The sequence below is a fragment of the Rubritalea sp. genome (assembly GCF_039830215.1).
Lineage (GTDB): Bacteria > Verrucomicrobiota > Verrucomicrobiia > Verrucomicrobiales > Akkermansiaceae > Rubritalea.
On the sequence record NZ_JBDOPO010000110.1, the window covers coordinates 1 to 12,418 of the forward strand.

Consider the following 12,418-nt stretch of genomic DNA (forward strand, 5'->3'; position numbering starts at 1 on the left):
GTTTAGAAGTCTCTAAGTCTAGGAGAATCGCTCTGAGGCACACAATGAATTCCACACATTTGTAGTGATTTGAACGGTATATTGATGAGTTGGAAGCTAGATGATTTGTCTTAGTGAGTCTGCCTGACATTGCTCGCAAATTCATTATGAGACAGACAATTTCTAAGAGAAGAATTTAAAAATCGGCTGCATCGTCACAAACTGCTCATTTCATAATACATTAGAACTCCTATTCACTCTCAACTTCCCAAGTTCTGCGGTTTTGCGGTTTTGCGGTCACCCACACGGAGTTACAGCTCTGGTTTTATAGTCTTGGTAGCAAGAAGCTTACACTGATGTATTTTTCACCAAAGTGGCATGCGGTTTACGTACTGCTGTGGTTGAGTATTATCTATGTTTGCCTCTACTTGACCATCTGGCTGATCACTTCTTTGCCCAGGAATCTCTGAGTCCGACGGTGCGGTTAAAGACCGCTTTCTGGCCGGGGAGGTGCTGTTCACTGTCGGCACAGAAGTAACCAACGCGCTCGAACTGGAAAGTGGCCCCTGCGGAGGCTGTTCCGAGGCTCGGCTCGAGCTTGGCAGTGGTTTTAACTTCGAGGCTATCAGGGTTCAAGCATTCCATGTAGCCACCTTCAACCCCATCAGGGTTTTCCTCAGTGAACAAGCGATCGTAGAGGCGCACCTCGGCATCGATAGCATGTGCGGCGCTGACCCAATGGATCGCAGCCTTACACTTCACTCCTTCTGGTGGGCTCTGACCGACTGTGCCTGGAATGAAATTCACATGGACTTGGGTCACATTGCCGTCGGCGTCATTTTCATGGCTGACGTACTGGATGATATAACCACCGCGCAGACGCACCGCACGGCCAGGTCCTAGGCGGAAATACTTCTTCGGTGGGTCTTCCATGAAGTCATCGCGCTCAATGTACACCTCTTTACCCAAAGGCACGAGACGGGTGCCGGCTTCAGCATCTTCCGGGTTGTTCTTACATTCCATTTCTTCCACAGAATCACCATCCCAGTTGTCGATCACGATTTTAAGCGGATCGATGACAGCCATGCGGCGCTCTGCTATTTTGTTGAGGTGGGCACGGAGTTCGAATTCTAACAATGCCACATCAGTGATGGCGTTGAACTTAGTGACACCCACTTTCTGGATGAATGATTTGATCGCTTCAGGTGTGTAGCCACGGCGACGCATTCCTGAGAGAGTTGGTAGGCGTGGATCGTCCCAGCCGTCGACAACTTCCTCCTCCACCAGCTGAAGAAGCTTTCGCTTACTCATGATGGTGTAAGTTAGATTGAGGCGTGAAAATTCGATCTGGCGCGGAGTTGCCGGCGTCGGGCAATTCTCCACTACCCATTCGTAGAGCGGGCGATGGTCCTCAAATTCTAGTGAGCAAAGTGAATGAGTGACCTTCTCTTTGGCATCCTCTAGCGGGTGTGCGAAATCGTACATTGGGTAGATTTTCCAAGCATCGCCAGTTTTGTGGTGGTCACTATTGAGCACACGATAAATGGCTGGGTCGCGCATGTTCATGTTGCGCGCAGCCATATCGATTTTAGCACGCAGCACAGCACCACCAGCCTCAAACTCGCCGGCTTTCATCTGCTCAAAGCGCGTCAAATTCTCTTCAACACTTGAGTCACGGTAAGGAGAATTCGTACCAGGAGTCTTCACATTTCCACGGCCAGCACGCATTTCCTCCACATTTTGAAGATCCACGTAGGCTTTGCCTTCTTTAATAAGGTGCATTGCGCAATCGTAGAAGTAAGTGAAATAGTCTGATGCAAAATAGAGGTTCTGCCCCCAGTCAAAACCTAACCAAGCCACGTCCTTTTTGATCGCGTCGACATAGGCTGTGTCTTCCTTCACTGGGTTGGTGTCATCAAAGCGGAGGTGACAGACTGCTCCCGATCCTGCGTTTTCCTCAGCAATTCCAAAGTTGATACAGATCGCTTTGGCGTGGCCTATGTGTAGGTAGCCGTTAGGTTCTGGTGGGAAACGGGTGATCGTAGTCTGGTGCTTACAGTTGGTTAAATCTTCTGCGATAATCTCGCGGATAAAGTCTTTTTTGTCTTCAGAGTTGCTCATGTTTTTGACAGGAAAATTGTTACACGTTTCATGCTGTAATTCTCCCCAGCATGCAACCCCTATCAGCTCAGATTCTTGAGTTGTTGTCTAGAGCATGGCTCATTGACTCAGATATGCCCAATCGTGCATCTTGCTAAATTTACCCCCATAACCGGTTTCAGGATAATTTTGTAACGTGAAGTAGATCAACTCGTCGAAGCCTAGTGCGCCACGAGGGGCCGCCACTCTCAACACCCAGGGGTTTCCTTCGATATAACTAGCAGCTGGCCCTGTTTTGTAATAGTAGTGTGGATACGCCATCATTCCAGTCTCAGGAATTTCACTAATGTAGTCCGGCACTAAGTCTGAAAAAGCTTCTGGCGGTCGTCCTTTTTTTCTTCGTAACTCAGCACAGCCAACACGAGAGGCTAGCTCCTCCCCGCTAGCTCTTTAAAGGCGTGCATCCGTAACCCTTTTCCGAGCATCAAACCAACAGAGGCAAAAAGCAGATAAAACCCGCACAGGCTCAACCAGGCAAGGATGGCCTTGCGCCAACTCTTCTTTAGCATTCCTAAAGGCAAAATAACTAAGCCCGCTCCCGCCACCAGCATCAGACAAATGAAAAGCAGCTTAAACCATAGGAAAATGCTCGAGCCTATGGGGGCGATCGCTAAAAAATCCATCAATACTAAAATAAATGGAGTCATCAGAGTCCAAGGCCACCATCTCCTAGTGAGAGGTGAACGAAACGCTAAGGCACATGTTTTAGATACTGGCATAAGAACTTAGAGAGTCTAGAATCTGACCATCGTACACGAACAATCCGTTCCTAACACGCTTTTTCTCACCTACTCCATGCCAGAATTCACCAGCTTTGACACCACAGCTTTCAACTACCAACAATGGGGAGATGAGCAATCGCCTTCCGCTATAGTCATCGGCATTCATGGATTTTGTGGCGCGGCATGTGATTTCACCGGCCTAGCAAATTTTCTATGCCAGCAGAACCCGCAGCTTGGCTTTGTAGCCTACAACCTTCGTGGCATGGGGCTAGATCCGGTAAAAAACAGGCGGGGCGACATAGAATCGCCAGACTACTGGGCGCGTGACCTTCTGCATTTCTGCGCCCACATCCGCACACTGTATCCTGCTGTCCCGCTTGTGTGGTGCGCTGAGTCACTCGGAGCATTGATTTCCTGTAACACTCTATCGACCATCCCGTCTGCGCGAGATTTTTGTGATGCTCTCATCCTCTACTCGCCAGTGGTCGCGATAGACCAACAGGTTGCGGCCTGGAAAATATCTCTCGCTCGTACGCTTGCGCGACTATTTCCAGAAAAACGTATTCAGCTCAGCCTCTTCACTGGCTCGCAATCCGTGCAAGTCACACAGGGAGCGACCGACCACACGGCTCAATCCAGCACGAACGCTTGGCACGTCTCAAGCTTCTCGATGCGCCTTCTCAATGCCATTGCTGGTTTGATAGAAGGCATGCCCCAAGCCGCGGCCTCACTCACTTGCCCAACACTGGTCATCAATGGTGGCCACGATTTCTTCACGCCTCCAAGTTTACTAGAGCACTGGCTGACTCATCTCCCCGCGTCTAGTGCTGTGGAGCACAGCCATTTCCCTGATTCTTACCATCTCATGCTCTATGATTCACATGCCGACGCCATCTTTTCTCGGACCGCTCATTGGCTCAGTCAGAGAATATAAATAACTTTCCTATTGCCTCATGCTCAGAATCTCGCAAGCATCCCGCACTTATGAAGCCACTTCACTTTCTTACCATCGCCGCAGCAGGAGCACTCAGCAGCTGTGGAAGCATGCACGATCCAATATACTACGGTAATGGTGAAGCTAAACCAACGAAAGTGAGCCAACTAAATGCACCTCCAGTGGCACAAGGTGACGCAGCTACTTCAGCACCCACAAACGTCACAATTGCGAATAAAAAGCCACAAGGACTCAAAAGAACGAGCCCATTCATGCAGCCAAACGTGTTCGACATCCCCAAGAATGACGACCTCAAGGAGACTGCTACGTCTACCCGTAGTAACGCCGGCAACTCTGGTCTCACAGTGCCAAACTAAGCATTAGCGGCTTATCACGAAGTTGAGGCTAGATCCTCGATAATGGCTGGGACGGCAATACGATTGGTAGTAACTGCCATTATGGTATTAGCTTGGGCGGTAGTAATTTGGCCAAGCTCTGTAGCCAAACCCGTAGCCTCTGAAATACGCGCCATTGCCATAGATTGCACGACCTCGCACATGCGACTTACGCCAAATACTACGGGCATCCCATTGATACGCCCCCTTGAAGAGGGGTTCCTTTTTTTAAAGCTTAGTCGAGCTTTCATCCTTAGCTAAGACACGCACCACATTTCCTTCGGCATCATACCATTCTTCCTCTTGCGCGTTAGCTATGCTTAGGAGCAAGCAGCTGATGAGTAAATAAAAGGCTTTCATTCCTTACCAAGTTACACCAAACCCTCTCCGAAACGAAACATTTTCATTAGTATGCGCCCACACAAGAAATTCGTCCCATTTCCCTTTGAGTACCACCAAGAAGTCGAGGTCACCATCGACTCCCTCTCCAACCTTGGAGTTGGCATAGCCAAAGTCGACATCCCAGCATCTCAAGACGAGGGTGAAACCGAGACGACCAAATGGGTCGTATTCGTCCCCTTTGCTCTCCCTGGCGAAAAAGTGATCGCGCGCATTTTCCGCAACGACAACAATTGCTCACAGGGCGACCTCATCAACATCGTCGAACCATCCCCTCACCGTATCGAGCCAAAGTGTTCGCTCTTTGGCGAGTGTGGTGGCTGCCAATACCAACACGTCGATTACCCGACTCAGGTCCAGTGGAAGACTCGCCAAGTGGGCGAACTCCTTCAGCACATGGCAGGTATCGACCACCCAGTGCTCCCGGCGATCGAGTCTCCACGCCAGTGGAACTACCGCTCGAAGCTCACACCACATTTTCAGAAGCCTAAGAATGGTAAAATCACCTCAATCGGTTTCCTGCGCAACGGCCAGCGCAACAACATCCTCGATGTGCCTCAGTGCCCGATCGCGATGGAAGAGATCAACGATGCTCTACCACTCCTGCGTAAACTAGCGCACCAGAATGCAAAGGAATACAAGAAGGGCGTGACCATGCTGATGCGTGCTACCGAAGGCAAAGTGGAAACAAACCACCGGGCCATCGCTACAGAACATGTTGGCAATCTCACATTCAACTTCCTCGCTGGCGACTTCTTCCAAAACAACCCATTCATCCTTCCGGCATTCACCAAGTATGCTGCGGTCCAAGCATCCAAGTGCGGTGCTAAATACCTTGTTGATGCATACTGCGGATCCGGGCTCTTTGCTGTATCTTTGGCATCTAGCTTCGAAAAAGTGGCCGGGGTGGAAGTTTCAGAAACTGCTGCGGACTGGGCGCGAGCCAACGCCCGCCAAAACAACATCACCAACGCAACGTTCAAGGCGGCAAGTGCAGAGGCTATCTTCGAAGACATCGACTTCCCTGCTGACGAAACAGCTGTCGTGATCGACCCTCCGCGTAAAGGTTGTGACGAGCTATTCCTCAACCAGCTCTTCGCTTTCGGTCCATCTCGCTGTGTTTACATTTCCTGTAATCCATCCACCCAGATGCGCGACCTCAAGTTTTTCATCGCAGCTGGTTACGTACTCGAAGAAGTGCAGCCATTCGACCTCTTCCCACAGACCCGCCACCTCGAGTGTGTTGTGGTTTTAAGAAAAGGATAAAAACGCTCATTCTGCTAAGTTGACGTCTCATCTAAAAAATTCTACCCTGATAGCATGTCTAGTTTGAGAGAAATTGCAGATTCAGCACTAAAGCTCAATTCTGAGCAACGTGCTAGCTTGGCCAGTTCTCTACTAGCGTCCTTGCCCAACTCTCTCGAATGTGAAGATGATGGTGTCATTGAAGCAATGATCCGAGACCGTGAGCTCGATGCCGCGCCTGAGAGTGGGCTTAGTCTCACTGACCTAAAAAATGCTATCAGCCGGTAGATGGCTCTTATTTTTCACCCTCGTATTCAACAAGATCTGACCGAAATCCTTGAATACTATGAGAGCGAGGCGGGGCCCCAATTAGCAGACCAATTCTACGCATCTTTTATCGGCTCCGCACAAAAAGCGCATCGTCTTCCAGAACACTACCACCCTATCAACTCAGTTCTAAGACGAGCGAATCTCAAAAACTGCCCATACCACTTTCTGTATAAAATCACTCCCTCTGGAATTAGAGTTTTAGTTCTTAAGCACGACAAGCGCTACCCAAGCTATGGACTGCGTCGCAAATAATCTCCTTTAAAACCTGGGAATTCAGTGTTCGCCCCCAACCTACTCATCACTCTCGGTTCCTTTCCATTACATAGATCCTATGAAAATCCTCTTCCTCTGCCTTGGAAACATCTGTCGCTCGCCTGCTGGCGAAAACATTTTTCGCGACGCCACCCGCAAAGCTGGTATCGCGGCTCAATTTGTCATCGACTCAGCTGGCACCGAAGCCTGGCATACTGGCAAGGGACCCGATTCGAGAATGACCCAGACACTCGTCTCTCGTGGTGTCGAAGTCACTGGCAAAGCCCGCCAAATCAAACCCGCTGACCTCGAGGAGTTTGATCTCATCCTCGCCATGGATGACGAGAATTACGCCAATGTCAAAAAGCTCGACCCAAATGGAACTTTCGCAGAGAAGATCCAAAAGTTCACCAGCTATTGCCAGCACCACAGCGAGACCGAAGTCCCCGATCCCTACTACGGCGGCCAAGATGGTTTCGAACTCGTCGCCGACCTGCTCGAAGATGGTTGCTCTCGCTTAATCGAGAAGTACTCAACATAAAGTCACCAGACTTTGTGCATAGACTTTCGACATTCTGACCATAGACGCTCGTACTCATAGAGCGTTTTCGTAGTCTCGACAGAAATCAGTCTAAAAAATGGGCTCTAAGTGAAGAATTCTTCTAATAAATTCAGCCCGTTATGCGTAAGGAAATCGAGTCTTCACACTTCTCGCTTGCGCTTAGCGCCAGCTATTTCATGATACTAACTGCAATGAAGAACGCATTTGCCATCTCACTCGCTCTCCTCACCACCAGCTCGGCACTTTTTGCTAATGAGGCAAATGACACAGCGCCCAAGAAACCTGAAGTCAAAAAAATTGGCGAGAGAACCTACCAACTCGGCAAAATCACCTTCGATAGTAGCAAAGGTGAAATCTCCTTCCCCGCCACATTGGAGCACAACGAGGTTCTCATTGAGTATCTTCTGACTGCTCCAGAAGGGAAAATCCACGAGACCCTCTTCATCACTGAAATTTCTCCTTTTAATCTTAACGTGGCAATGAAGCTGCTCGGTTACAAGGAATCCAAGGAACTACTCAAAATTCTGGATGAGAACCACACGCCGACAGATAAATACCATTCAGCCACAGAAATTCAGAAAAAGAAATCCCGCTTCACTATCACTGCTAGTTGGAAAGTTGACGGCAAAAAAGTAAGTCACGATGTCACCCAGTTGCTTGAGAATGCAAAAACGCAGCAACCGATGCCTGACTCCCCATGGATCTACTCCGGCTCCTACATGATCAATGGCAATTACAAGCCAGATATCAGTGGGGATATCATTGCCGTTTTCACCGATCGCTCATCGATCGCATGCTACTCTGGTGAAGGTCGCTATGACGACACCCTCTGGATGCCCAAACAAAGCGTGTTGCCACCACTCGGCACCGCAGTCACACTTACTTTCACTCAGACTAATCCAAACAACCAAAAGAAATGAGTTTTATCGTACAAACTTTGCGCATCATGGGGGTCTCCATGCTCGCCACTAGTCTGCTCCCAGCAGCCGAAAACCAACACGCCCCATACCTCTCAATTAAGCTTGAGATGGAGCACGCCATCGACAAGGGCAATCAGTTCCTTAAACAAGCGCAGGACCCAAAAGGATTCTGGAAGAACGAGCAAATGCCAGCCTACACAGCTCTTGCTCTCACTGCCGCGCGACGCTCACCAAATGATGCTGACGCCGATGCTGCTTATGTCAAAAAGGGCTACGAGTGGCTCATCTCTACTCAGCATAAAGGTGGTGGCATCTACGTCAAAGGTCTAGCTAACTACAACACCTCCACTGGCCTCATGGCTCTAGCTGCGTCTGGTGACCCAGCGCACAAGGAAGCCATCCTCCAAGCGCGTAAGTTCCTCATCAACCTGCAACAGGACTGGGACAACAAAGGCGAGACCGACAATGTCAACGACGGCGGCATCGGCTACGGTGGCACCTACCCCCACTCGGACATGTCTAACACCTACCTCTCAATCGAAGCCCTCAAGCTCTCCGAGTCGTTCGCAAAAGACACAAAAACAAAGCAACCAGAACTCGATTGGGAAGCCGCTATTAAGTTTGTCTCACGCACTCAGAATCTAGAAGCCACCAACGACCAACCTGGCATCGGCAATGATGGCTCGTTCGTCTATTTCCCCGGCAACTCTAAAGCCGGAACCGAAAAACACGCCGACGGCCGTGAGACTCTCCGTGGCTACGGCTCCATGTCCTACGCTGGCCTGCTTTCCTTCATCTACGCCGACCTCGACGAAACGGATATCCGAGTCAAGGCAGTCACAAAGTGGCTCAACGACAACTACACGCTGGAAGAGAATCCGGGCCTAGGCGACCAAGGTCGTTATTATTACTACCAAGTCATGGCCAAAGCTCTCAACGCTGCCGGCATCGACACCCTCACGACTAAGGACGGAGTCAAACATGACTGGCGCAAAGAGCTCGCTACCCGCATTCTAAGTAACCAGAAGCCAGACGGCTCATGGCTCAACGAGAATTCACGTTGGTGGGAAAACGAACCTGAGCTCGTCACAGCCTACGCGGTCCTCACTCTAGAGCAAATCTACCATTCCATTCCTGAAGCAAGGAAAACGAAGTAGGAGAATAAAGTAGCTAGCATTGAGAATCGGTATCATTTCCTCAATCTGCGGTTAGGGTTCGTTTCTGCTTTTTGCAAAGTATCAGCGCGATTTTACGCCACAACCTTTTTCCATAAAACTCGCAGATTTTCACTCCAAGGGCCCCAGCTTACCTCGAGCAAGTCACCTCACGTATTAGAAAACCAAGCTCTATGGACACTAATGAAGAGTGAAGAGCTTCTCCCGTATCTTGACGACAACGATAAACTAAAGATACCGGTGTGTGCCCCACCATACTAAGCTTAGGTGCTAGCAACAGGCACTTGGCGTATTGCCTCTATAGTGTGTATTCACCTCGGTTCATTTCTCAACAGCACACTTCCGAACAGTGTGGATAGCGACATGCACTTTCTTGTGTTCCCCGTCTCCCCCCAAAAAAAGGCATCATTGTTACAGCTCAGCATTTACAGCAAGAACTCGCGCACGCCATTGAACTGGTGAAGAACAAAAAGCCGCGCACTCTCGAAGACCTCCAACACTCCCGGACGACTTCATAGCTCTACTCTAAACTAGTACGCTAGAAGCAAATCCCCTCCTTCTCGCAAAGATGCGAGGTGATCTGCCTTTACCCATCTAGCTCACTCGAACCGTTTAAAGCCAAAGGTCGAGCTTCACACCTCTCACTCCCAACTTATCACTTTCCCCCTGTATTTGGTATTGAATAAACCAGATCCCTTGGCCATCTTGCCGCCATGGCAACTGAACACATCGACGTACGGTACGTGGCCGATTTGGCTCGTATCGAACTCACACCTGAGGAGGAAGCAACCTTCCCTAAGCAGCTCGACGAAATTCTCGGCTATATCCACAAACTTTCCGAGCTCGACGTAGAAGGCATCGAGCCCACTGCCCACGCATCTCCAGTCTTCGACCGCATCCGCGAAGACGTCGCCAGGCCGGGCATCGGCCGCGACGCATTCCTAGCCAACGCACCAGACTCCGCCAACGACCAACTCCGCGTCCCAAAAGTCATCGAGTAATCACTCTTGGTTTTATCTATCAAAGAAATCTTATTTCTTAGATCTCCAATCTTAATTTCCCAATGCTTTCCAGAGAATCTATCTCCTCACTCCGCGCTAAACTAACAGCGGGAGAAATCACGCCAGTCGAGATCATCGACTCGCTCGAGACATCCATCAAAGAAAAGGACGCAGCCATCGGCGGCTACTTGGCATTCGACTTCGACACCGCGCGTGAAGAAGCAAAAGCTGCTGACCTTAGCCTCCCACTCGGTGGCATCCCGATTGCCATTAAGGACAACATCAACGTCAAAGGCCAGCCTTTGACGTGTGCATCCAAGTTCCTCGAAGGATCCTTCACATCTCCATATGACGCCACAGTCATCACCAAGCTCCGCGCAGCCGGTGCGATCCCACTCGGCCGCACTAACCTCGATGAGTTTGCCATGGGATCCACTTCTGGTAATTCAGCCATCAAGCCGACTAATAACCCAGCTGATCTAACCCGCGTTCCCGGCGGTTCATCTGGTGGCTCCGCAGCAGTTGTTGCTGCAGACACTGCCATCGCATCTCTCGGTTCCGACACTGGTGGCTCAATCCGCCAACCTGCCTCCCATTGTGGAATCGTTGGACTCAAACCATCCTACGGCCGCGTGTCCCGCTACGGTCTCGTTGCCTTCGCCTCATCACTCGATCAAATCGGGCCGATGACCAAATCCGTGGACGATGCAGCACTCTTGCTCAACGCCATCACTGGCCACGATCCATCGGACTCGACTTCACTCGAAGACGACAACACAGACTTCACTGCGGACATTGATGGTGGGGTAAAGGGGCTCAAACTCGGCATACCGAAAGAATACTTCAGCGATGCTATCGACCCAGAAGTCAAAGCCATCTTCGACGAAACTGCAGCCAAGCTCGAAGCTGCAGGAGCAGAACTCGTCCCTATTTCTCTTCCGCACACAGAATATGCAGTAGCCACCTACTATATCATCGCGCCAGCCGAAGCTTCTTCTAACCTCTCACGTTTCGACGGTATTCGCTATGGTAACCGTGCTGAAAACCCAGAGAACCTCATCGACCTCTACCGCAAATCACGCGCCCAGGGATTCGGTCCAGAAGTGAAGCGCCGCATCATCCTCGGCACCTACGTTCTCTCCTCTGGTTACCACGATGCCTATTACACCAAGGCGCAGAAAGTCCGCACGCTGATTCGTAAAGACTTCACTGACGCCTTTGCCAATGTCGATGCCATCCTCTCACCAGTGGCTCCAACAGCGGCTCCAAAACACGGAGAAAACGCAGACGACCCACTCACAGAATACCTCGCAGACATCTGCACCATCGCAGCAAACCTCGCAGGCATTCCCGGCATCTCAGTGCCAGCTGGCACTATAGACTCTGACTCAGGAAGCAAACTCCCAGTCGGCCTCCAGATCCTCGGCCCAGACCTAGGAGAGTCCATCCTCCTCAAGATCGCCAAGGCCGTCGAATCCCTCTAACTGGGAACTCTATGATTTCAAAAAGCGAAGGGTTCACGCGCTTCGCTTTTTGTGTACACACCTCGGCTTTGCATGCATACAGATAAAATAAGCGTGATTTTCTGTGATGACTCCCGTTGAATCTTCTTCATGAGCCGTAAAAAAAGAACAGTGGAGAACTCTACTGAAAATCTTCCCAATGTATTTGGAGCCCTAGATGCACTCGGAGACCTGCCCACGGGCCCAGAAGGCTCCCTGCCTGTTAGTCCTGCAAAAACTTCCAAGCGCGATCAGAAAAATACCAACCGAGGCCGAGTCGACATCGTCCGCCAGACTGCCCACCGCGGTGGTAAAGCAGTCACTGTCGTCAAGAATTTCACAGGCATCGGGCTGTCAGAAAAAAAGGAACTCGCAAAGGTGATTCAGAAATCGTGCGGTGTCGGCGGCGGCGTAAAGAATGGTTGCATCGAAATCCAAGGCGACAAAAGAGAGGAAGTAAAACGTATCCTAACAGAAGCCGGTTTTAAACCAGTTTTCGCTGGTGGTTAGCTAGCGCCTATTGCCAGTGGCTGTTAAGCTAAATCAGTAGACTAAATATCTCCCAACGGGGCTCTTTTGGTGGTTTCGGGGCGGGTATAATTTACTTTCTTCTAAATGACGCATCTGTCGGGCTCCGCTTGAACGTTTTTGTAAAAAAAGCCTTCGTTTCTCTTTGCTTCAGCCATCGACGAAGCTCATTGATTCCAATGACCACTCCGTCTGAAAAAGATGGAATCCTACAATGTAGCATATACTAGCGACTTAGCTTGCCGCCATGAGCGATCACCCGATTTACCTGTTTCTTAGTCATACCCTGACGGGAGCGATTCAATTCACTCTCT

Annotated in this window: 14 protein-coding genes; 11 read left to right on the forward strand and 3 right to left on the reverse strand. The window is 50.2% G+C overall.

Annotated features, from left to right (window positions below; genetic code table 11):
- Positions 1–423: 423 nt before the first annotated feature.
- On the reverse strand, positions 424–2,100 hold the full coding sequence (locus tag ABGY95_RS03690; protein WP_347440355.1) for a glutamine--tRNA ligase/YqeY domain fusion protein: 1,677 nt from the start codon (positions 2,098–2,100) through the stop codon (positions 424–426).
- A gap of 407 nt (positions 2,101–2,507) precedes the next feature.
- On the reverse strand, positions 2,508–2,786 hold the full coding sequence (locus ABGY95_RS03695) for a hypothetical protein (RefSeq protein WP_347440356.1): 279 nt from the start codon (positions 2,784–2,786) through the stop codon (positions 2,508–2,510).
- A gap of 148 nt (positions 2,787–2,934) precedes the next feature.
- Here ABGY95_RS03695 and ABGY95_RS03700 point away from each other — a divergent pair, with 148 nt between their 5' ends.
- Both ABGY95_RS03700 and ABGY95_RS03705 read left to right on the forward strand, forming a co-directional pair.
- A complete protein-coding gene (locus ABGY95_RS03700; protein ID WP_347440357.1) occupies positions 2,935–3,795 on the forward strand; it encodes an alpha/beta fold hydrolase in 861 nt (286 codons plus the stop codon).
- 50 nt (positions 3,796–3,845) lie between these two features.
- Positions 3,846–4,172 (forward strand): hypothetical protein, encoded by a 327-nt coding sequence (locus ABGY95_RS03705; protein ID WP_347440358.1) that lies wholly within the window; start codon positions 3,846–3,848, stop codon positions 4,170–4,172.
- A 14-nt stretch (positions 4,173–4,186) separates the two neighbouring features.
- On the opposite strand, the gene ABGY95_RS03710 is transcribed toward ABGY95_RS03705, so the two are convergent.
- Positions 4,187–4,327 carry a hypothetical protein gene (locus ABGY95_RS03710; protein WP_347440359.1) on the reverse strand — a complete coding sequence of 47 codons (141 nt, stop codon included), beginning with the start codon at positions 4,325–4,327 and terminating at the stop codon, positions 4,187–4,189.
- Between the two features lie 274 nt (positions 4,328–4,601).
- On the opposite strand from ABGY95_RS03710, the gene ABGY95_RS03715 reads away from it, so the two are divergent.
- The 9 genes from ABGY95_RS03715 to ABGY95_RS03755 all read left to right on the forward strand — a co-directional run bounded on the left by ABGY95_RS03715 (position 4,602) and on the right by ABGY95_RS03755 (position 12,086).
- Positions 4,602–5,855, forward strand: coding sequence for a class I SAM-dependent RNA methyltransferase (locus ABGY95_RS03715; protein WP_347440360.1), 1,254 nt, complete (start codon positions 4,602–4,604; stop codon positions 5,853–5,855).
- 54 nt (positions 5,856–5,909) lie between these two features.
- The gene (locus ABGY95_RS03720) at positions 5,910–6,122 is read left to right on the forward strand and encodes an addiction module protein (protein ID WP_347440361.1); all 213 of its coding nucleotides are present in this window, start codon (positions 5,910–5,912) and stop codon (positions 6,120–6,122) included.
- Positions 6,123–6,416 carry a type II toxin-antitoxin system RelE/ParE family toxin gene (locus ABGY95_RS03725; protein WP_347440362.1) on the forward strand — a complete coding sequence of 98 codons (294 nt, stop codon included), beginning with the start codon at positions 6,123–6,125 and terminating at the stop codon, positions 6,414–6,416.
- A gap of 79 nt (positions 6,417–6,495) precedes the next feature.
- On the forward strand, positions 6,496–6,957 hold the full coding sequence (locus ABGY95_RS03730; RefSeq protein ID WP_347440363.1) for a low molecular weight protein-tyrosine-phosphatase: 462 nt from the start codon (positions 6,496–6,498) through the stop codon (positions 6,955–6,957).
- Between the two features lie 140 nt (positions 6,958–7,097).
- The gene (locus ABGY95_RS03735; protein WP_347440364.1) at positions 7,098–7,898 is read left to right on the forward strand and encodes a YdjY domain-containing protein; all 801 of its coding nucleotides are present in this window, start codon (positions 7,098–7,100) and stop codon (positions 7,896–7,898) included.
- The gene (locus ABGY95_RS03740) at positions 7,895–9,055 is read left to right on the forward strand and encodes a prenyltransferase/squalene oxidase repeat-containing protein (protein WP_347440365.1); all 1,161 of its coding nucleotides are present in this window, start codon (positions 7,895–7,897) and stop codon (positions 9,053–9,055) included. The genes ABGY95_RS03735 and ABGY95_RS03740 overlap by 4 nt, the downstream gene beginning before the upstream one ends.
- Positions 9,056–9,786: 731 nt before the next feature.
- On the forward strand, positions 9,787–10,074 hold the full coding sequence (gene gatC / locus ABGY95_RS03745; RefSeq protein WP_347440366.1) for an Asp-tRNA(Asn)/Glu-tRNA(Gln) amidotransferase subunit GatC: 288 nt from the start codon (positions 9,787–9,789) through the stop codon (positions 10,072–10,074).
- A 62-nt stretch (positions 10,075–10,136) separates the two neighbouring features.
- Positions 10,137–11,558 carry an Asp-tRNA(Asn)/Glu-tRNA(Gln) amidotransferase subunit GatA gene (gene gatA, locus ABGY95_RS03750; RefSeq protein WP_347440367.1) on the forward strand — a complete coding sequence of 474 codons (1,422 nt, stop codon included), beginning with the start codon at positions 10,137–10,139 and terminating at the stop codon, positions 11,556–11,558.
- A 129-nt stretch (positions 11,559–11,687) separates the two neighbouring features.
- On the forward strand, positions 11,688–12,086 hold the full coding sequence (locus ABGY95_RS03755; RefSeq protein ID WP_347440368.1) for a translation initiation factor: 399 nt from the start codon (positions 11,688–11,690) through the stop codon (positions 12,084–12,086).
- The last annotated feature ends 332 nt before the right edge of the window (positions 12,087–12,418 follow it).